A 20,407-nucleotide genomic window follows, 5' to 3' on the forward strand; every position below is an offset into this window, starting at 1 on the left:
GGCGAGCCGCTCGACGACGAACAGCAGCTCGCGCCGGTGCGGCTCGTTCGGCGACTCGGCCGACACGCGCGTCGCGATCGGCTCCGAGAGCGACCGCTGGCGCTGCCACAGGGCGTTCAGCTCGGACGACGCGGGGGTCCCGGCGCCGTCGAGGGTCAGACCGGCCGCGGTGCGACGAGCCGACTTCTCGAGCTCGATGAGCACCTGCTCGGACGCCAGCTGCGCGGCCGAGCGCGTGACCTCGGCGGTGACGTTGGGGTTGCCGTCGCGGTCGCCACCGATCCACGAGCCGAGCCGGGCGAAGGGCCGGACCACGGGCTGGGTGGTCCCGGCCTCACCGTCGAGGAGCCAGTCGTCGAGCCGGCGGTAGACCGCGGGCAGGACGTCGGCGAGCGTCGACTCGAAGACGCCGAGCACGGTGCGGACCTCGTCCAGCACGCTCGGCTTGGCCTGGCGCAGCGGCGCGGTGCGCCACAGGGTGTCGATCTCGGCGAGGAGGCGACGGTCGTTCTCCGCGAGCGAGACGCCACCCGAGCTGCGCACGTCACGCTCGGCGACGAGCTCGGCGATGCGGCGGATCGAGCGCGAGACCGCGCGGCGGCGCGCCTCGGTGGGGTGGGCGGTGAGCACGGGACGGAACTCGACCTCGCGCAGCCGGCGCCGCGCCTCGTCGTCGCCGACCTCCTCGGCGAGCTTCACCACGGCCGCCGGGAGCGAGTCGTCCGGGGTCAGCGCGTGCGGGTCGGCGTTCGCCTCGCGCTCGCGCAGCACGCGCACGCGGTGGTACTCCTCCGCGGTGTTCGCGAGGTGGAAGTAGCACGTGAACGCGCGTGCCACCTGCTCCGCGCGGTCGAGCGAGAAGCCCGCGACGAGTTCCTCGGCGAGCGCCAGGGCGTCGCCCTCGGGCTCGTCGTGCGCGCGGATCGACAGCTCGCGCAGCCGCTCCACGTCGTTCAGGAGCTCCTCGCCACCGGCCTCACGCAGCACGCGGCCGAGGAACTCCCCGAGTACCCGGACGTCGTTGCGGAGCGGTTCGGGGACCTCGTGGCGGGCCGAGCCGCGCCGGTTCTCGTGCGGAGCCAGGGGTGCTGTCACGCGCACAACATAAGGCACGGGTCTTTCGTCCCGGTGTCCCGGTCCACGGCCTGAGCAGGCGGGACCGCCCGCGGGCCGGCCGGGACACGCCTCGGGCCCGGCGTCAGGAGACGACGCCGGGCCCGAGGGGTGAGACAGGAGAGGTCAGCTCACCGCGAGCGACGCCGCCGAGGCGGACGAGGTCTTGACGATCTGGACGGACGACGACTTGCTCGAGACCAGGAAGTCCGACTTCTCGGTCTTGACGTACGTGTAGCCGAGACCGAGCTTCGTCGTCTTGAGCGAGAAGGAGCCCGACGAGGAGATCGTCGTCTTCCCGATGAGCTTGTAGGTCTTGGTGCCCTTCTTCTTGAAGTAGACCTTGACCGTCTTGCCCTTGGTGTCCACGCTCGGGTCCGCGTAGCCGCTGAGCGTGGCCGAGCCGCCGATGGTGCCGTACACGTTGCTGATCTTCAGCGCGGGCTTCACCCGGATGACGGACGAGACCGTGGCGGACGAGGCAACCGTGGAGCCCCCGGACTTGAGGACGACCTTGGCCTTCCAGGTGCCCGCCTTGTGGAGCGAGGAGCAGACGAAGGACTTGACCTTGTTGGTCCCGTTCTTCACCTGGCTCTCGACCGTGTAGCTGCTGATCGAGTCGGTCGAGCGCTTCAGCGACGCGTCGGCGTAGTACGTCTGGCTGCTGCTCAGGCCGGACGCGGTGAACGTCCAGTAGATGTACTTGCACGAGGTCGCCGACTTGCGCTGGTCGAACGACTTGACCGACACCGTGACGGCGGCCGGCTGGGCGTCGGAGGCGACGGCCGGCGCTGCGACGGCGGTCGAGGCGGCGAGCGCCACGCCCGCCAGGACGGCGATCAGTCGAGCGCGCTTGGTGCCCCCGGCGGCGTTCTGGCTGTTCACGGTCATGCTGTGTCTCCCCACGTTCGTGTGGGCACCCGGAGGGTGGGTGCCGCGTGGAGAGTAACCGAGTCAAACCGGGCAATGGTGACCATTCCAGTCCTGTCACCCGTCTGCTGTCCAAGGCAAGCAGTTTGCCCGCGGTACGTCATCCTCCGGGGTGATCCCGCCGGTCCGGGCGCACCCACCAGCGGCTGTCCAGCACCCATGAGCCGGCCCCCAGCCCGGTGAGCACGCCGAGGGAGATCGCGACCATCGTCGTGCCCGCCGTCACGACCGCGGTCAGCCCCTGGTCCGTCGACTCCCCGAGCACCGACGTGACCCCGACGAGCCCGAGCGCACCCGGCACGAGCAGCCAGAACGCGGGCAGGAAGCTGACCATCGCTGGCGGCCCACCCGCGTACCGCGCGACGACGAGCGCGACGGGCGTCATCGCGAGCGCGCCGACGAACGCCGACACCTGGGTCCCGAGCACCGCCCCGCCGACGAGCTGCCCCGCGTAGGCGACGACGAGGACGACGAGGATCCCCGGCACCGCGCGCCGCTGGGCGCTGTGCCGGATCGTCACGCCGACCCCGAAGATGCCGACCCCCACCCAGGCGCCGACCCAGCCGAGCGCCTGGCTGCCCCCCGCGTGCAGGGAGGACGCGGGGATCCCGACGAGGTTCGCGCCCGCGACGATCCCGAGGGCGAGCAGCACGAGCATCATGACGCCCGCGGACAGTCGCGCCGCGCCCGCGATCATCTGCCGCGTGGCGAGGTCGATCACCCCCGTCGTGAGCAGCGCGCCGGGCAGGAACGTGATGAGCGGCGCCACGAGCGCGGGCAGCAGCGACACGTCCAGCCCCGTGCGGGCCAGCGAGAAGACCGCCGTCGAGACGGCGAACGCGCAGACCAGCACGACGATCGCCTGGTACGGCTCCGCCCACCGGGCCGTGAGCGTCGCGAACCCGACGACCGCGGCCCCGAGCGCGGCAGCGAGCGCGACGTCGGTGAGCGAACCGCCGAGCACCAGGGCGAGTCCAGCCGCCGACAGGACATATCCGAGCGCCTGCTGCCACGCCGAGTACGGCGACGAACGTTCGAGCGCGTCGCCGATCCGGCGCATGCCCTCGGTCGGCCCGATCGAGCCCGCGCGCGCGAGGTCCGCGACCTCGAGCACCTCCTGCACCTGGTCGAGCCGCATCGACCGGGACCCGGCCGTGACCGCCACCGTGCGCGCCGTCTGCGCACGCGGCGTGGACAGCACGAGCGCGGTCGGCAGCGCGACGACCTCGACGTCGGGGATCCCGTTCGCACGCGCGACGTGCTCGAGCGCATCCTGCACCTGCACGACCGGCGCGGTCGTGTCGATCATCGCCTCGCCGAGCTGCAGGCAGAACCGGATCGTGTCGTCCGGCGAGGCGGGCGCCTCGCGCGGCCCTTCGTCGCCACCGGCCTCCTCGGCCGGCCCCGCGAGCACCTCCGCCACGGCCAGGCCAGCCGTGGTGTCCTCCACCACCGTCCACGGCTGCCCGGTGAGCCCGCCCGACGCGGGAACGGTGGCCCCGCCGGCCGCGACCCCCGGCGCATCGCCCACCTCGACCGCCGGCCGTCGCTCGCGTGCCCGGCGCACGACCAGCATCAGGGCCGCCGCGGCCGTGAGCAGGACGAGCAGCGCGAGGACGATCATCGCGACCGGGACCTCGCTCGTGGTGACCGTCGGCGGCGTGCTCCACACGGGCGCGGTCGACGTCGAGGTGGGCGACGGCTCGGGCGAGCGCGTCACGGTCGGTGAGGGCGTCGGCGAGGGTGTCGCCGACGGCGCCGCGGTGGTCGTCTCAGGCGACGGCTGCGGCGTGGGGCTCGGCGACGCGTCGGGCGTCGGCGTCGGCCCCGCCGACTGCGTGTCCTGCGGCATCGGCTCGGCCGTGACGGTGGGTTCCGCGCTCACCGCGGGCCGCTGCTCGGCGGGCGTGGTCGTGACGAGGGGGTCGTCGACCGCGGACCCGGCGCCCGTCATGTGCTCAGCGCGCCCGCTCGTCCAGCAGCCTGACCAGCACGGTCAGGTGGCTCAGCTCGACCTCGCGGGTCGCCGTGAGCAGGGTCGTGGGCTCGAGCCCGACGAGCGCGGCGAGCCGTGCGAACCCGTCCGCGCCGGGTTCCTGGTTCAGCTCGGCCTCGTACCGGCGCGCGAACTCGTCGTACTCCTCCGGGCGGTGCCCGTACCACCGGCGCAGCTCCGTGCTCGGCGCGACCTCCGGGAGCCACTCGTCGATCCGCGGGTCGTCCTTGCGGAACCCGCGCGGCCACAGCCGGTCGACGAGCACGCGCCGACTCCCGTCACCGACCTCGTCATAGACCCGCCCGACCCCCACCATGGGCCCCATCATGCTCCGACGAGCCCGCGCCGACCCGGCGAGCGCCCGACCGACCGCAGCGCACGCCCCGGGTGCGGCCCTCCGCACTCGAACGCACACTCGGACGATGACTGCCGCGCCTGCCACGACAGAACGCCCGACCCGCCTCGCCCGGACGGTCACCGCGCCGCTGCTCTTCCTGTTCATCCTGGGCGACGTCCTGGGTGCGGGCGTGTACGCGCTCGTCGGCGAGCTGTCCGCCGAGGCCGGGGGCATGATCTGGCTCCCGCTGCTCGTCGCTCTCGGTATGGCGCTGCTCACCGCGGCGTCCTACGCCGAGCTCGTCACCAAGTACCCGCAGGCGGGCGGCTCCGCCGTCTACGCGCAGCGAGCGTTCGGACGACCGCTGGTGTCGTTCCTCGTCGGGTTCTGCATGCTCGCGGCGGGGGTCACCTCCGCGGCAGGGCTCTCGCTCGCGTTCGCGGGCGACTACCTCGGCACGTTCCTCGACGTGCCGACCATCCCGACCGCGCTCGTCTTCCTCGCGCTCGTGGCAGCGCTCAACCTGCGCGGGATCAAGGAGTCGCTGCGCGCCAACGTCGTGATGACCGCCGTCGAGCTCAGCGGCCTCGTGCTCGTCGTCGTGCTCGGAGCGCTCGTGCTCGGCCGGGGCGAGGGTGAGGTGTCCCGGCTCGCCGACCTGCCGTCGGGCACGGGTGTCGCCGCAGCGACGCTCGGCGGCGCGCTCATCGCCTTCTACTCGTTCGTCGGCTTCGAGACCTCAGCCAACATCGCGGAAGAGGTGCGTGACGTGCGGCGCGTCTACCCGCGCGCCCTGTTCGGCGCGATCGCGACCGCCGGCGTCGTCTACCTGCTCGTCGCTCTGGTGGCTCCCGCGGTCGTCGCCCCGGACGACCTGCAGGCGTCCAGCGGGCCGCTGCTCGAGGTCGTCAAGGTCGCCGGGGGCGTGCCGCTCGAGGTCTTCTCGGTCGTAGCGCTCGTCGCCGTCGCCAACGGCGCGCTCCTCACCATGGTCATGGCCAGCCGCCTCACCTACGGCATGGCGGAGGAAGGGCTGCTCCCGTCGGTGTTCGGGCGGGTGCTGCCCGAGCGTCGGACGCCCGTCGTGGCCATCCTGGCGACCACGGCGGTCGCCATGGTCCTGACCCTGACGGGGTCGCTCGCCGACCTGGCCTCGACCGTGGTCCTGCTGCTCCTGTTCGTCTTCCTGAGCACCAACGTCGCCGTCCTGGTGCTGCGCCGCGACCACGTCGAGCACGCGCACTTCCGTGCCTGGACGCCGCTGCCGGTGCTCGCCGTCGGGACGTGCCTGGTGCTGCTCACGCGCCAGGAAGCCAAGCACTGGCTGCTGGCCGCGATCCTGATCGCGCTCGGCGCGGTGCTCTACGCCGTCACGCGCCACCGCGGCCGCGAGCACGAAGGGTCAGCCGATCTCGGACGCTGAGCCGATCCCGTCGTCGGCGCGCCAGACGCCTGCCGCTCGCCCCGAACCGTCCGCGGCCCCCCGGCGTGGAGCCACCGGGTGTCGACGGTCACTCCGTCCACGGGCCGAGGGCCGTCGGAACCTCTGCCGCCTCGGGTCGGGGCTCCTTGAGCTCCACGAAGATCACCTGCGTGTCCGTCGCGCCCGTGTTCCGCCCGGTATGTGTCTGGGCACCCAGCCACCATCCGCGACGAGATCCGCACGCTCACCCTCACCCTGCTCGACGAGCTCGGAGTCTCCCCGTGCACGCCTGACGCACGAGTGCCCGCGGGAGGACGCTCGCACTGTCAGGCCGCCGGGTCCAGCACGACCTTGATGCAGCCGTCGGCCTTGCGCTGGAACATCTCGTACGCGCCCGGAGCGTCCTCGAGCGGCAGCCGGTGCGTGCGCAGCCCCAGCACGTCGAGAGGGTCGGTCGGGTCCGCCACGAGCGGGAGCAGGTCGTCGACCCATCGGCGCACGTTTGCCTGCCCGAACCTCAGCGTGAGCTGCCGGTCGAACACGTCCAGCAGGTTGATCGGGTCGGCCGCGCCGCCGTACACGCCCACCACGGAGACGGTCCCGCCGCGCCGAGCGGTCGCGATCGCGGTCCGCAGACCCGCGAGGCGGTCGATGCCGACCGTCTCCATCGCCTTGCGCCCCAGCGCGTCCGGGAGCACCGCCGTGACCCGGTGCGCGGCGTGCGCGAACGGTGCGCCGTGCGCCTCCATCCCGACGGCGTCGATCGTCGCGTCCGCGCCGCGGCCGCCGGTGAGCTCACGGACCGCCTCCAGGACGCCGTCCCCGGAGTCCACCGTGTCCACCCCGTGCCGCGCCGCCATGGCGAGGCGCTCCGGCACCGAGTCGATCCCGATGACCCGTGACGCCCCACGGTGCAGCGCGACACGCGCCGCCATCTGCCCGATCGGCCCGAGCCCCACGACCACGACGGTCCCGGAGTCCGGCACCGACGCGTACTCGACGGCCTGCCACGCGGTCGGCAGCACGTCGGACAGGTACAGGTAGCGCTCGTCGGGCGTGCCGTCGTCGGGGACGACCACCGGACCGTAGTGCGCCTGGGGCACCCGCAGGTACTGCGCCTGCCCACCCGGCACCGACCCGTACAGCGCCGTGTAGCCGAACAGCGCGGCACCGGAACCGTGCTCGCGCACCTGCGTGGTCTCGCACTGCGACTGCAGACCGAGCAGGCACATCGAGCAGCTGCCGCACGCGATGCCGAACGGGACGACGACCCGGTCCCCCACCCGCAGGTCCCCCGCGTCCGGTCCGACCTCCTCGACGATGCCCATCGCCTCATGGCCGAGCACGTCGCCGCGCGCCAGGTACGGTCCGAGCACCGAGTACAGGTGCAGGTCCGAGCCGCAGATCGCAGTGGACGTGACCCGGATGATCGCGTCGTGGCTCTCCTGGATCGTCGGGTCGGGGACGTCCTCGACGGCGACGTCCTGGGTTCCTTGCCAGGTCAGTGCACGCACGGCGACTCCTCACGGCTGGGCAGTCGCAGGCACCTCGCCGACCCGTCGCTGCCCGTCCACCCTCGCATCCTCACCGCGGGTCGGCACCTGGGCGGCGCGCCTCGACCACTCGACGCCGGTCGGGTGTGGGGACCGCAGAAACGACGACGCGGGACATCGATCGACGATGTCCCGCGTCATCACACGGTGGAGCTGAGGGGACTCGAACCCCTGACCCCCTGCATGCCATGCAGGTGCGCTACCAGCTGCGCCACAGCCCCGTGTGAAGTTGTCGCCCCCGTGGGGACGCTCGGAGAGTCTAGGACGAGGACGGCCCCGGACGCCAATCCGCTCCGAGCGACGCGCGTCACGTCCCGCACGTGCGGGCCGGCGCGCGCCGCGGGAGGTCAGTCGGGGTCGCGCGTCGAGCCTGCCTGCTCGTCGTCGGCGCGGTCCGGACCGGCGTTCCAGTCCGTCGAGGCGTCCGTCGGCCCCAGGTTGTAGGCGACGAGACGCCACGCCGGGAGCACGTCGCCTGACGACGGCACGACCTCGGCCCAGTGCGCGTTGTGCATCCCGGCCATCCCCCGCCAGGCGGCCGGCATGCCGAGGAGCTCACCGACGGCGGAGCTGATCGCCGCACCGTGCGAGACGACGACGAGCGTCTCGTCGCGCGACATGGCCCGCGACAGCTCCGTGATCGCCTCGGCGGTGCGCCGTGCGACCACCTGGCGCGTCTCGGCGCCCACGCGCGTCGGCTCGCCGCCCGCGCGCCACAGCGCGTAGTCCTCGGGCCAGCGCTCGGCGATCTCGGCGCCGCTCAGGCCCTCCCACTCGCCGAACCCGCGTTCGCGCACGCGCGCGTCGACCTCGACCACGACGCCCGCCATGCGGCCCAGCGCCTGCGCCGTCTCACGCGCACGATCGAGGTCGGAACTCACGATGCGTGTCGGCGTGTGCCGGGCGAGCATCGCGGCCGCGGCCGTGCGCGCCTGCCAGCGACCGACGTCGTCGAGCGGGATGTCGACCTGGCCCTGCAGCCGGGCCGTGGCGTTGTACTCCGTGCGCCCGTGGCGCCAGAGCAGCAGACGACCGACGCTCACTCGTCGTCCGCGGTGCCGTCACCGCCGCGCGCGTCCTCGGGGAGCTCGATCAGCGGGCAGTCCTTCCACAGTCGCTCGAGCGCGTAGTAGACGCGGTCCTCGGCGTGCTGCACGTGGACGACGATGTCGCCGAAGTCGATCAGCACCCACCGCCCGCTGGCCTTGCCCTCGCGACGCACCGGCTTGGAACCGAGCTTGTACAGCGCCTCCTCGACGGCGTCGACGATCGCGCCGACCTGCCGCTCGTTCGTCCCGGACGCGATGAGGAACACGTCCGTCAGGACGAGCTGCTCGCTCACGTCGAGCGCGATGATCTCCTGCGCCTTGAGGTCGGACGCTGCACGGGCAGCGGCGATGGCGAGCTCGACGGCACGTTCGGTGGCGGTCACGGATCTCCTTGTGTCGGGGGCGGGCTCAGGCGCTCGGCCCGGCCCTCGGTGCGGTCGTGACGATGCTGAGCGCGCTCGAGGCGGCGCTCGCCCCGTCGTTGGCCTTGGTATAGAGCAGGACGAGCAGGAAGCCGAGCACGAACGCCACGAGGGCCAGCACGATCAGGTGCAGCCAGGTGTACGGGTGGCGCGGACGGGACTCGACCTCGTCGTCCTCGTCGTCGTCGTGCTCAGCGCCCGGGACAGGGGCGAAGGGTCGCTCCGACTCGGTGGCCGCGCTCACGGGCGTCGCACCCCACGCCGGCACGGCGGGCTGGTCCGGCTCGGGCGCGGCCGGCGCCGCGGGAGTCGGGGTCCACCCCGCGCCGGCGCCCGGGGCCCAGGTCCCGGCCGGTGCTGCGGCGGGAGCCGCCTGCGCGGCAGCTGCAGCGGCCGCCGACGTCGGCGCGAACGAGGCCGGTGCCTCGGCGGGCGCGGAGCCGGTGGGCGGCACGGGACTCGAGGTCTGCGGCGGTGCCGCCGCGGCAGGGTCGGGACGCCACGCGGGCGACGACCAGGACGGTGCCGTGCCCGCAGCCGGCGCGGCCGCGGGCGCCGTCGGGGCGGCCGCCGGCCGCGAGGTCGACGTGCGCGGCGGGACGCCACCCTGACGAGGCAGCTGCGGCCCGTCGGCGCCGGACTGTGCCGGGCCGGCGGGCGTGCGGCCCGGCACGGGCGTCGCTGGGGCCGGAGCGGTCGCCGCGCCCGGCCATGCGGACGTCCGCGCCGCGGGCACCACGGGGCTCGGCGCAGCGGGCGCCGCGGCAGGTGCGGCGCCCGCTGAGGGCGCGGCGGGCTGTCGCGGAGCGCTCGACGGGGCGGGGACCGACCGTGAGCTCGTCGGGTCGAGCATCGTGTCGCGTGCGGACCGGCGCTGCCGCTCGGCCTGCGGCGTGGGAGCAGGCGCGGACGGGCCGGCCCCGGGAGCCCCGGGAGCGGCCGGCCTGGGCGCGCCCGCCGGCTGGGCCGGGGCCCACGCAGGCGCAGCGGCGGGGCGGACGGCGGACGGGCCGGCAGGCGCGGGACGCTGACGACCGTCGGCGGCAGGGCGCGGGGCGGACGGGCCACCCTGTCCACCCGACCAACCCGTCGGCGGGGCGGCGGTCGGCGAGACCCGCTGCGGCGCAGGCTGCTGAGCGACCGGCGGAGGCGTGTAGGAGTGCGGCGCCTGCTGGGGCGACGGGCTCGGCGTGGCGCCGCTCTGCTCGCGGCGTGCGCGACGCGAGCCCGGCACGGGGCCGTCTGCGTGCGGCGTCGCCGCGCCGGCACCGGGCGCTCGCTCGGGGCTGACGGGGTTCGTCCCCGTCACTCCCTCGTCGCTGCGGTGCAGGTCACGGCGCCGCGGCCGTGCTCCTGGTTCCGTCATGACAAACCTCGATACAGCTGGTGCTTCGCGATGTACTGAACGACCCCGTCAGGGACGAGGTACCAGACCGGCTGGCCGGCCCGTGCCCGGGCCCGCACGTCGGTCGAGGAGATCGCCAGTGCCGGGATCTCGACCACGTGCACCCGATCCTCCGGCAATCCCTCGATCGAGAGCGCATGCCCGGGACGGGTGACCGCCACGAACTGCGCCATCGAGAACAGCTCCTGGGCATCCTTCCACGTCAGGATCTGTGCGATCGCGTCGGCACCGGTGATGAAGAAGATCTCGGCACCCGGACGCTGCGCCTTGAGGTCCCGGAGCGTGTCCACGGTGAACGTCACACCGCCACGGTCGATGTCCACGCGGCTGACCGTGAACCGCGGGTTGGACGCCGTCGCGATCACGGTCATCAGGTAGCGGTGCTCAGCGGGGGTGACGTCCTGGTCCTGCTTGAACGACGGGACGCCCGTCGGCACGAACACGACCTCGTCGAGCCCGAACCGCGCCGCGACCTCGCTCGCCGCCACCAGGTGGCCGTGGTGGACGGGATCGAACGTCCCGCCCATCACGCCCAGTCGCGTCACCTGCCGACCGAGCACGCCGGTCAGTGACGGGTGCCGACGAGGCGGAACGCGTACGTGAACAGCAGCATCGCAACCAGTCCGACGAACGCCCCGATCCCGAAGACGATCGGAGGGAACGGCAGCTCGTGCGCCTTCTCGGCGGCTTCCTCGGCGGCGACGATCAAGGCGGCGTGCACGGCGGTCCTCCGGGTGCTCGAGTAAGTGCTGACTGGTGCGGCGCGACTCTCGCAGTACGTGAGCCGAGCGGTATCGATTGTCGCACGCCGCACCACGACCGCGGGGCCGGGTGGGCACGCGTGTGCAGGTGGACGCCCGTCGTGACCCTGCACACGGTCCGTCGGGCGGTGGGACGTGCGACGAGTCGCAGGGCGCCGCTCAGGCCTGCCGACGCCGTACGAGCACGAGGTCGTCGCGGTGCACGAGCTCGCGGTCGTAGCCGGCGCCCAGCTCGCGCCGCAGGTCGTGCGTCGACCGTCCGAGCAGGCTCGGCACCTCGTCGGCGCCGAACGCCACGAGGCCTCGCGCCACGACGCGACCGTCCGGCGCGACGATCTCGACCGGGTCGCCCGCCTCGAACGTCCCCTCGACGGCGGTGACGCCCGCGGGCAGCAGCGAGGTCCGCCGCTCGACGACCGCACGCACGGCACCCTCGTCCAGCACGAGTCGACCCCGCATCCGGGCGGCGTGCGCGAGCCACAGGAGCCGGATGGGCTTGCGGCGGCCCGTCGCGGCGAACCAGGTACCCACGTCGTCGCCCTCGAGCGCCTGGGCGGCCTGTGCGGCGGACGTGAGCACCACCGGGATGCCCGACCCGGTCGCGATGGCGACGGACTCCAGCTTGGTCACCATGCCCCCGGTGCCGACGGCGGAGCCGCGCCGCGAGACGTCGACGCCCTCGAGGTCCCGAGGGCCGTCCACCCGCGCGATCCGCCGCGAGCCGGGCTGCGACGGCGCGGCCGTGTACAGCGCGTCGACGTCGGTGAGCAGGACGAGCGCGTCGGCGTGCACGAGGTGCGAGACGAGCGCCGCCAGGCGGTCGTTGTCCCCGAACCGGATCTCGTCGGTCGCGACCGCGTCGTTCTCGTTGATGATCGGCACGACGCCGAGGTCGAGCAGCCGGGTCAGGGCGCGGTGCGCGTTGCGGTAGTGCCCGCGACGCACGGTGTCGTCCGCAGTCAGCAGCACCTGCCCGACGCGCAGCCCGTGGTCCGCGAACGCCTTGGTGTAGTGCGCGACGAGCAGCCCCTGCCCCACCGACGCGGCGGCCTGCTGGGTCGCCAGGTCCCGCGGCCGCGCCGCGAGGCCGAGCGGGCCGATCGCCGCGGCGATCGCACCCGACGAGACGAGGACGACCTGCCCGCCGGCCGCGCGCCGCGCCGCGAGCACGTCGACGAGCGCACGCAGGCGGTCCGGGTCCAGCCGCCCGTCCGGGCTCGTGAGCGACGACGACCCGACCTTGACGACGACCCGGCCGGCCGAGCCGAGCTCGGAGCGTGCGATCAAGGCAGCAGCGGTCACGTGCGCATTCTGCCTCTCCGTGCAGCCTCACCGTCCCCGCGCCCGAGTCGCGGACCGATCCGCGATCCGGCGCCGGGTTCGTCCTGCTCAGTCCTTGTCCGGGTCCGTCCAGACGCCGTGCTGCCGCTCGGTCCACAGCTCGGCGCGCGCCGCCGCCTTGGCGTCCATGCGCTCCTTGAACTCGGTGCGCTTCTCGCCGCGGGTCGGCCGCGAGTGGTCGTCGAGGCGGGCGTCGGTACCGCGGCGGCCGAGCAGCTCGGCGCCCGTGATGAGCGTCGGCTCCCAGTCGAACACCACGGAGTTGGAGTCGGGACCGATCCGTACCTCGTCACCCGCGACGGCACCCGCTGCGTACAGACGCTCCTCGACCCCCAGCCGGGCGAGGCGGTCGGCCAGGTAGCCCACGGCCTCGTCGTTGTTGAAGTCCGTCTGGCGCACCCAGCGCTCGGGCTTCTCGCCGCGGACGTGGAACCACACCGAGCCGCCCTCCTCGCGACGCTTCACGGTGAACCCCGCGTCGTCGACCGCGCGCGGCCGCAGGACGACGCGCGTCGCCTCGGGCGCGGGCGCGTCCCGACGAGCCTTCGCGACCATCTCGGCGAGCGCGAACGTCAGCGGCCGGAGGCCCTCGTGGCTCGCGGTCGAGACCTCGAACACGCGCAGCCCACGCGCCTCGAGCTCGGGGCGGACGAGCTCGGCGAGCTCGCGTGCCTCGGGCACGTCGATCTTGTTGAGGACGACGACGCGCGGGCGCTCAGTCAGCGGAACGCGGCCACCCTCGATCGACAGGTCCCCCGCGTACGCCGCAAGCTCCGCCTCGATCACGTCGAGGTCGGAGATCGGGTCACGGCCAGGCTCGAGCGTCGCGCAGTCGAGCACGTGCACGAGCACCGCGCACCGCTCGACGTGGCGCAGGAACTCCAGGCCGAGCCCGCGCCCCTCGGAGGCGCCCGGGATGAGACCCGGCACGTCGGCGACGGTGTAGCGCGCGTCGCCCGCCTGCACCACGCCCAGGTTGGGCACCAGCGTGGTGAACGGGTAGTCGGCGATCTTGGGCCGCGCCGCGGAGATCGCGGCGACCAGGCTGGACTTGCCCGCGCTGGGGTAGCCCACCAGTGCGACGTCGGCGATCGTCTTGAGCTCGAGGACGACGTCCGCGCTCGAACCCGGCTCGCCGAGCAGCGCGAAGCCGGGCGCCTTGCGACGCGGCGAGGCCAACGCGGCGTTCCCGAGCCCACCGCGGCCGCCCGCCGCCACCACGTACTGCGCGCCGACGCCGACGAGGTCGGCGAGGACCTCGCCGTCGGGCGACTTCACGACCGTGCCGTCCGGCACGCCGAGGACCAGGTCCTCGCCCGTGGAGCCCGCGCGGTGGTCGCCCATCCCCTGCGTGCCCGAGGGCGCGTGGCGGTGCGGCAGGTGGTGGAACTCGAGCAGCGTGGTGATCTGCGGGTCGACCGCGAGGATCACCGACCCGCCGTTGCCGCCGTTGCCCCCGTCGGGGCCGGCGAGCGGCTTGAACTTCTCGCGGTGGATGGACGCGCAGCCGTGCCCACCGTCACCACCGGTCGCGTGCAGCACCACGCGGTCGACGAACGTCGCCATGGTGGACCTCCTGGGGTGTCGGGAGCAGTGGACTACTCGTGTCGATCATGCGCCCGCGGCGGGCCGCGACGACCGACAACATGACGAAGGGGCGCACCGAGTGCGGTGCGCCCCTTCGCGTCGCTGAACGCGTCAGCGAAAGACTCAGACCTCGGCGGCCACGATGTCGATGACCTTGCGGCCACGGCGCGTGCCGAACTGGACCGCACCGGCGGCCAGCGCGAACAGCGTGTCGTCGCCACCGCGACCGACGTTGTTGCCGGGGTGGAAGTGCGTGCCGCGCTGGCGGACGAGGATCTCGCCGGCCTTGACGACCTGGCCACCGAAGCGCTTCACGCCCAGGCGCTGGGCGTTCGAGTCGCGACCGTTGCGCGAGGAGCTCGCGCCCTTCTTGTGTGCCATGACGAACCTGCTCTCGGGTTGCTCAGACTTTGTCGCTGCAGCCGCGGCGTGCCGCGGCGCGAGATCACTTGATGCCGGTGACCTTGAGGCGGGTCAGCGCCTGGCGGTGACCCTGACGCTTGCGGTAGCCGGTCTTGTTCTTGTACTTGAGGATGTCGATCTTCGGGCCCTTCTCGTCCCGGACGACCTCCGCCGTGACCTTGACCTTGGCGAGCGCACCCGCGTCGGTCGTCACCTTCTCGCCGTCCACGAGCAGCAGCGCCGGCAGCTCGACGGTCGAACCCGCCTGGGCGGCGAGACGGTCGACGACGACGATGTCGCCCACGGCGACCTTCTCCTGGCGGCCGCCGGCCTTCACGATCGCGTACACCACGTTGCTGCTCATCTCTGCTCGTCGAACTGCTCGGTCCAAAGTTCGCCGGTGCCCGCCTGCGCCCGCGCACGTCCCTCTACGTCCGGTGAGGACCGGTGCCGTGGGGGTGTCGCGTCGGCGCCTTGATGGCGGCACACATGACTAGCGCGCGTAGACGCGCCGGTGTTCTAGGGTACGGACCCCACGCCGCACGGTCAAACCTGACCGACGTGAGGTACGCCCCTCCCTGCCGTCAGTCCTCGGCGTCCTGCTCCGACTCGTCGGAGTCGAACGTCACGAACACCGACGGGTCCACAGGCGTGAGCTCGAGGTGCTCCTCCTGCGCGCCCGTGCCACGCAGCGTCGCGAGCTCAGCGAGCACGTCGAGCGTCGGCTGCGTGTGCCCGGCGCCCGCCGCTCCCGTGTCGACCGGCTGGGCGCCTGCGGGTTCCGCGACAGTGTGCTCGTCGTCGGCCGCCTGGACGTCCGTGGCGCCGGCGTCCGGCTCCGGCGTGCCGTGCTCGACAACGGGCCCGTCCTGCGGGCGCACGTCACCGGGCTGCTCGTCCGCCGGGTGCTGGTCGTGCAGCTCGTGAGCGTGCGCGGCCGCGGCCGCGATCGTCGCGAGCGTGGCCGTGACCGCCGCACGCTCCTGCGGCAGCACGGGGACCGGGGCGTGCGCGGCGGGTGCGGGCTCCTTCGCACCGCGCTTGCGACGCGAGCGCTTCGGCTCGTCGGCCGACGGCGCAGGCTGCTGCGGAGCACCGGAGTCCGGGCGCGCGTTCTTCTCGACCGGGTCGCTGTGCACGATGAACCCACGGCCGTGGCAGTGCTCGCACGTCTCCGAGAACGCCTCGACCAGGCCCTGGCCGACGCGCTTGCGCGTCATCTGGACCAGGCCGAGCGAGGTCACCTCGGCGACCTGGTGCTTGGTCCGGTCGCGCCCGAGGCACTCGACCAGACGCCGCAGGACCAGGTCACGGTTCGACTCGAGCACCATGTCGATGAAGTCGATGACGATGATGCCGCCGATGTCGCGCAGCCTCAGCTGGCGCACGATCTCCTCGGCCGCCTCGAGGTTGTTGCGCGTCACGGTCTCCTCGAGCGTGCCGCCCGAACCCGTGAACTTGCCGGTGTTGACGTCGACGACCGTCATCGCCTCGGTGCGGTCGATGACGAGCGAGCCGCCCGACGGCAGCCAGACCTTGCGGTCCATGCCCTTGACGAGCTGCTCGTCGATCCGGTGCGCGGCGAACACGTCGCCCGTGCCGGTGTACTTCGAGACCTTGCGCGCGAGGTCCGGCGCGAGCTCGTCGATGTACGACGAGATCGTCGACCACGCCTCGTCGCCCTGCACCACGAGCGACGAGAAGTCGTCGTTGAAGATGTCACGGACCACACGGATCGCCATGTCGGGCTCACCCTGGAGCAGCGCCGGCGCGGACGCGGTCTTCGACTTGGCCTCGATGGCCTCCCACTGCGACTGCAGGCGGGCGATGTCCGCACGCAGCTCGTCCTCGCTCGCGCCCTCGGCCGCGGTGCGCACGATCACGCCCGCCGAGTCCGGGACGACCTCGCGCAGGATCTTCTTGAGGCGGTTGCGCTCGGTGTCGGGCAGCTTGCGGCTGATCCCGGTCATGCCGCCGCCCGGCACGTACACGAGGTAGCGACCGGCGAGGGTCACCTGCGACGTGAGACGCGCGCCCTTGTGGCCGATCGGGTCCTTGGTGACCTGCACCAGCACGGAGTCGCCCGACTTGAGCGCCTGCTCGATGCGCCGCGGCTGCCCCTCGAGGCCGGCCGCGTCCCAGTTGACCTCGCCCGCGTAGAGGACCGCGTTGCGGCCCTTGCCGACGTCGACGAACGCCGCCTCCATGCTCGGCAGCACGTTCTGCACGCGGCCCAGGTAGACGTTGCCGACCATCGAGGCCTGCTGCTGGTTCGAGACGTAGTGCTCGACGAGCACGCCGTCCTCGAGCACCGCGATCTGCATGCGGTTGTGCAGCTCGCGCACGATCATCGAGCGCTCGACCGACTCCCGGCGAGCCAGGAACTCCGACTCGGTGATGATCTGGCGGCGCCGACCGGCGTCACGCCCCTCGCGACGGCGCTGACGCTTGGCCTCGAGCCGGGTCGAGCCGCGCAGCGCGGTGACCTCGTCGCTGCCCCGACGACGCGACTCGGCGGGCTCCGACGAGGTCTCCCCCGCACGCGAGCCCCGGCGGCGACGACGACGGCGACGGCTCGAGCCACCGTCCTCCTGGTCGTCCTCGGCGTCCTGCTCGTCTGCGGCCTCGGAGGGCTCCTCGGACTCGTCGGTCGCGGGGGCCTCGCCGTCCTCGTCACGCTCGGACGCGTCGGGCCGACGACGGCCACGACCACCCCGGCGGCGACGACGACGCTGCGCCGGCTGGCCGTCGGCCTCGTCCTGCTGGTCGTCGTCCTGGTCGTCCACCAGCTCGTCGGCCTCGGCGGACTCCGGCGACTCGTCGGCCGGCGCGCCCCCGTCGAGAACGGGCTCGACCTCGTCGTCCTTCGGCTCGTCGCCCACGGGCGCCTCGCCGGAGCGCGCCGCGCCACCACGGCCGCGGCGGCCACGCCGGCGGCTCGGCCGCTCCTCGGTCTGCTCCGCGGTCTCGTCCTGGCGCGGCTCGTCGGTCGCCTCGGGCGCGGCAGACGCCTCGTCCTGCGCGCGCTCGGCGTCGAGCAGCGCCTGACGCGCGGCCTGCGAGATCTCCTCGGGCGAACCCGCGCTCGAAGTCACGCGACGGCGGCGGGGCCGGGCCTGCGCGGGGTCGGGCGCCTGGAAGAGCAGTGCGGTCGTGGCGAGGCGCGGGGCGACGCGCTCCTTGGCTGCGGGGGCCGCAGCCTCGACCACGGCGGCCTCGCCCTGAGTCGTCTCGACCCGGATCGTCTCGTCCTGGATCGTCTCGTCCCGGATCGCCGCGTCCTCGGCCGCCTCGTCCTCGGCAGGCTCGTCCGTCGCCTGGTCCTCGACGGTCGTGTCCGCCGCGGGCGCCGGCTCGTCGGCGGGCGCGCTCGCGCGACGGCCGCGCCGGCGAGCGGGCTTCTTCTCCGCGGGCGCCTCCTCAGCCACGGGCGCGTCGGCCACAGGGGCGTCACCGGCCGGTGCCGCCGCGACGGGTGCGTCGCTCGCAGCAGGGAGCTCGATCTCGGGAGCCGCGACCGGGCGAACCGCGGCGCGGCGACGGCGAGCAGGCTTCTCGGGCGCGGCCTCGTCGGCCGCAGGCATGCTCGAACCGGCGACGTCGACCTGCGCCCCGGTGTCCTGCGAGGCAGGCGCAGCGGCGTTCGCGTCGTCGGCCGCCGTGGCCGAACCGGTCGCCCGGGTCGCCCGCTTGCGGCGGGTCGCCCGCGCGGGCGCCTCGGAGACCTGGGCCGACTCGACGGCGCCGGACTCGACGGCGCCGGACTCGACAGCGGCAGGCTCGGCGGCACCGGACTCGGCGAGACCCGGCTCGGCAGCGGCGGCCAGCGTGGATGCCTTCGACTTCGCGGACGTCGACTTCGAGGACGCCCGGCGGGTCCGGGTGGAGGACGACGCCTCGGCGGCCGCCTCGGCCGCGGGTTCGACGGCCGGCGTCTCGACCGCCTGCGTCTCGACGGCGGTGGTCTGGACGGCCGCCTCGGGTGCCGCCGCCGGGCGGGACACGCGTCGGCGGCGCGGGGGTGCGGCGGCCGCACCTGCCCCCTCCTGCGTCGACGCTGCTGCGAGGTCGGGGGTGTTCTGATCGGTCACGCGGAGCGCTCCTGGGTGCCGCGAACCGCCCTCCACACGCGTGGCGGTCCTCGGTCGGTCGGTCGTCACTCACGCGGCGCGTGGCGACGGAAGTCGTCGGGCGCGGCCGCACACCGGGCCGGCGGGCGCCTTCGCCTGCCTCGTCCGTCCGGGCCCGGTTGGGCCTCTCGACGGTGCGGCGGCGGCTGGCGCGCGCAGCGCACTGGGTGCGAGCTCACGGGTTCGCCTCGCGGTGTGGACGCTCGTCGAACCGCGGCCAGTATCGCACAGAGCGCCGGAACCGGCGTGCTCGCGACGCGCGAGGGGATGACGACAAGTCGTCAGCACCCGGGACCTTCGTCCCGGCCTGGCCCGGGTGCCCGCCCTAGCGTTCCCCTCGGGTGGGATCACCGCCTGCAGGACTCCCTGCGCTCTGACGCACGCCCCCACCCATTCGCCGCCCGCACCGCACGGAGAACACGTGGACGCCCTCGATCTGGCCCGCTGGCAGTTCGGCATCACGACCGTCTACCACTTCATCTTCGTCCCGCTCACGATCGGCCTGGCGCCGCTCGTCGCGATCATGCAGACGATCTGGTACCGCACCGGCAACGAGCGCTGGCTGCGCCTGACCAAGTTCTTCGGCAAGCTCCTGCTGATCAACTTCGCGATCGGCGTCGCCACCGGCATCGTGCAGGAGTTCCAGTTCGGCATGGCGTGGAGCGAGTACTCCCGCTTCGTCGGGGACGTCTTCGGGGCGCCGCTCGCCATGGAGGCGCTCGCCGCGTTCTTCATCGAGTCGACGTTCCTCGGGCTGTGGATCTTCGGCTGGGACAAGCTGCCCAAGAAGATCCACCTCGCGTGCATCTGGGCGGTCGCGATCGCGACGAACCTGTCGGCGTTCTTCATCCTCGCGGCCAACTCGTGGATGCAGCACCCCGTGGGCATCACGTACAACTTCGAGACCGGCCGCGCCGAGATGAACGACATCGGCGCCGTGCTCACGAACCCGACCGTGCTCGCCGCATTCCCGCACACGATCACCGCCGCACTCCTGACCGCGGGCACGTTCGTCGCCGGCATCGCCGCGTGGTGGATGGTCAAGAAGGTCCGCGCGGGCGACGCCGCCACGGCGCGCGACGTGTACCGACCGGCCGTGATCCTCGGGCTGGTCGCGATGCTCGTCGGCGGCGCGGGCGTCGCGGTCTCCGGCGACGCGCAGGCCAAGCTCATGTTCGACCAGCAGCCGGCGAAGATGGCGGCGGCCGAGGGCCTGTGCGAGTCGGCCGACGGCGCATCGTTCTCGATCCTGGCGATCGGCGACCTCACCAACGACTGCGCGGGCGTCAAGCACCTCATCGAGATCCCGGGTCTGACCTCGTTCCTCGCGACCGGCGACTTCGACTCCCGTGTCCGGGGCGTCGACGAGCTGCAGGACTACTACGCGCAGTGGATCCGCGACTGGGAGGAGGCCAACGGCGTCGCCCCCACGTTCGACGACGACACGCGCTTCTATCCGAACCTCGCGATCACCTACTGGTCGTTCCGCCTCATGATCGGCTTCGGCGCCGGTGCGGCGGCCCTGTCGCTCGCCGCCCTGTGGCTGCTGCGCAAGAAGGGCTCGGTCACGGACAAGAAGTGGTTCGGCACGCTCGGCATCGCCGCGATCGCCACGCCGTTCCTGGCCTCGTCGTTCGGCTGGATCTTCACCGAGATGGGCCGGCAGCCGTGGGTGGTCGCCCCGAACCCGAACTCCTCGGGCGTCGACGGCGTGTGGCTGCTGACCGCACGGGGCGTCTCGGTCGTCACGAGCCCGACGACGATCTGGATCTCCCTGATCGGCTTCACGCTCCTGTACGGCGTGCTCGCGGTGCTCTGGTACCGCCTCATGCACCGCTACGCGGTCGAGGGCGTCGCCGCCAGCGAGAAGGACCCGAGCCCCGAGGCGCGCGCCGCCGCCGGGCGCGACGGCTCCGACGACGACTCGACCCTGTCCTTCGCCTACTGAGCCGCGAGAC

Annotated in this window: 18 protein-coding genes and 1 tRNA gene; 3 read left to right on the forward strand and 16 right to left on the reverse strand. The window is 73.3% G+C overall.

From position 1 onward, the window contains the following. The 4 genes from CGE01nite_RS03385 to CGE01nite_RS03400 all read right to left on the reverse strand — a co-directional run. Positions 1-1,095: phosphoenolpyruvate carboxylase (locus CGE01nite_RS03385; protein WP_255318468.1), on the reverse strand; the 1,095-nt coding region annotated here is incomplete at its 3' end. Between the two features lie 144 nt (positions 1,096-1,239). After that, complete coding sequence (locus CGE01nite_RS03390) at positions 1,240-2,004, reverse strand: hypothetical protein (protein WP_048342997.1); 765 nt, start codon at positions 2,002-2,004, stop codon at positions 1,240-1,242. Between the two features lie 139 nt (positions 2,005-2,143). Further along, positions 2,144-3,997 (reverse strand): threonine/serine exporter family protein, encoded by a 1,854-nt coding sequence (locus tag CGE01nite_RS03395; protein WP_141369005.1) that lies wholly within the window; start codon positions 3,995-3,997, stop codon positions 2,144-2,146. 4 nt (positions 3,998-4,001) lie between these two features. Then, positions 4,002-4,355 carry a DUF488 domain-containing protein gene (locus tag CGE01nite_RS03400; protein ID WP_229747402.1) on the reverse strand — a complete coding sequence of 118 codons (354 nt, stop codon included), beginning with the start codon at positions 4,353-4,355 and terminating at the stop codon, positions 4,002-4,004. 106 nt (positions 4,356-4,461) lie between these two features. Between CGE01nite_RS03400 and CGE01nite_RS03405 the strand changes: the two genes are divergently transcribed. Then, on the forward strand, positions 4,462-5,799 hold the full coding sequence (locus CGE01nite_RS03405) for an APC family permease (RefSeq protein WP_141369007.1): 1,338 nt from the start codon (positions 4,462-4,464) through the stop codon (positions 5,797-5,799). Positions 5,800-6,125: 326 nt separating this feature from the next. Here the strand turns inward: CGE01nite_RS03405 and CGE01nite_RS03415 are convergent, their stop codons facing one another. The 5 genes from CGE01nite_RS03415 to CGE01nite_RS03435 all read right to left on the reverse strand — a co-directional run bounded on the left by CGE01nite_RS03415 (position 6,126) and on the right by CGE01nite_RS03435 (position 9,067). Then, on the reverse strand, positions 6,126-7,313 hold the full coding sequence (locus CGE01nite_RS03415; protein WP_141369009.1) for a zinc-dependent alcohol dehydrogenase: 1,188 nt from the start codon (positions 7,311-7,313) through the stop codon (positions 6,126-6,128). A 187-nt stretch (positions 7,314-7,500) separates the two neighbouring features. Then, positions 7,501-7,573 (reverse strand) — tRNA-Ala (locus tag CGE01nite_RS03420). Between the two features lie 126 nt (positions 7,574-7,699). Further along, positions 7,700-8,395: a histidine phosphatase family protein gene (locus tag CGE01nite_RS03425; RefSeq protein ID WP_141369011.1), complete on the reverse strand. Its 696-nt coding sequence runs from the start codon at positions 8,393-8,395 to the stop codon at positions 7,700-7,702. After that, positions 8,392-8,784, reverse strand: a complete 393-nt coding sequence (rsfS, locus tag CGE01nite_RS03430; RefSeq protein WP_048342993.1) for a ribosome silencing factor — start codon at positions 8,782-8,784, stop codon at positions 8,392-8,394. The genes CGE01nite_RS03425 and rsfS overlap by 4 nt, the downstream gene beginning before the upstream one ends. A gap of 25 nt (positions 8,785-8,809) precedes the next feature. Next, positions 8,810-9,067 carry a hypothetical protein gene (locus CGE01nite_RS03435; RefSeq protein WP_141369013.1) on the reverse strand — a complete coding sequence of 86 codons (258 nt, stop codon included), beginning with the start codon at positions 9,065-9,067 and terminating at the stop codon, positions 8,810-8,812. Here CGE01nite_RS03435 and CGE01nite_RS03440 point away from each other — a divergent pair. Continuing rightward, positions 9,054-9,434 (forward strand): hypothetical protein, encoded by a 381-nt coding sequence (locus CGE01nite_RS03440; protein ID WP_141369015.1) that lies wholly within the window; start codon positions 9,054-9,056, stop codon positions 9,432-9,434. The genes CGE01nite_RS03435 and CGE01nite_RS03440 overlap by 14 nt on opposite strands. Positions 9,435-10,185: 751 nt before the next feature. Here CGE01nite_RS03440 and nadD read toward each other — a convergent pair. The 7 genes from nadD to CGE01nite_RS03470 form a co-directional block, all read right to left on the reverse strand. Further along, positions 10,186-10,755: a nicotinate-nucleotide adenylyltransferase gene (gene nadD / locus CGE01nite_RS03445; protein WP_048343214.1), complete on the reverse strand. Its 570-nt coding sequence runs from the start codon at positions 10,753-10,755 to the stop codon at positions 10,186-10,188. Positions 10,756-10,793: 38 nt separating this feature from the next. Then, positions 10,794-10,949 (reverse strand): hypothetical protein, encoded by a 156-nt coding sequence (locus CGE01nite_RS16870; RefSeq protein ID WP_170210884.1) that lies wholly within the window; start codon positions 10,947-10,949, stop codon positions 10,794-10,796. 199 nt (positions 10,950-11,148) lie between these two features. Further along, positions 11,149-12,291: a glutamate 5-kinase gene (proB, locus tag CGE01nite_RS03450; protein ID WP_048343212.1), complete on the reverse strand. Its 1,143-nt coding sequence runs from the start codon at positions 12,289-12,291 to the stop codon at positions 11,149-11,151. 87 nt (positions 12,292-12,378) lie between these two features. After that, a complete protein-coding gene (gene obgE / locus CGE01nite_RS03455; protein ID WP_048343211.1) occupies positions 12,379-13,896 on the reverse strand; it encodes a GTPase ObgE in 1,518 nt (505 codons plus the stop codon). Between the two features lie 144 nt (positions 13,897-14,040). Then, positions 14,041-14,298, reverse strand: a complete 258-nt coding sequence (gene rpmA / locus CGE01nite_RS03460) for a 50S ribosomal protein L27 (protein WP_048343210.1) — start codon at positions 14,296-14,298, stop codon at positions 14,041-14,043. A 64-nt stretch (positions 14,299-14,362) separates the two neighbouring features. Beyond that, entirely contained in the window at positions 14,363-14,671 is a 309-nt protein-coding gene (rplU, locus tag CGE01nite_RS03465; protein ID WP_174773416.1) for a 50S ribosomal protein L21, read from the reverse strand. A gap of 232 nt (positions 14,672-14,903) precedes the next feature. Next, complete coding sequence (locus CGE01nite_RS03470) at positions 14,904-18,410, reverse strand: ribonuclease E/G (protein ID WP_141369017.1); 3,507 nt, start codon at positions 18,408-18,410, stop codon at positions 14,904-14,906. A gap of 460 nt (positions 18,411-18,870) precedes the next feature. Here CGE01nite_RS03470 and CGE01nite_RS03475 point away from each other — a divergent pair, with 460 nt between their 5' ends. Then, a complete protein-coding gene (locus CGE01nite_RS03475; RefSeq protein ID WP_048341736.1) occupies positions 18,871-20,397 on the forward strand; it encodes a cytochrome ubiquinol oxidase subunit I in 1,527 nt (508 codons plus the stop codon). The last annotated feature ends 10 nt before the right edge of the window (positions 20,398-20,407 follow it).

This window comes from Cellulomonas gelida (assembly GCF_006538725.1).
GTDB classification, from domain to species: domain Bacteria; phylum Actinomycetota; class Actinomycetes; order Actinomycetales; family Cellulomonadaceae; genus Cellulomonas; species Cellulomonas gelida.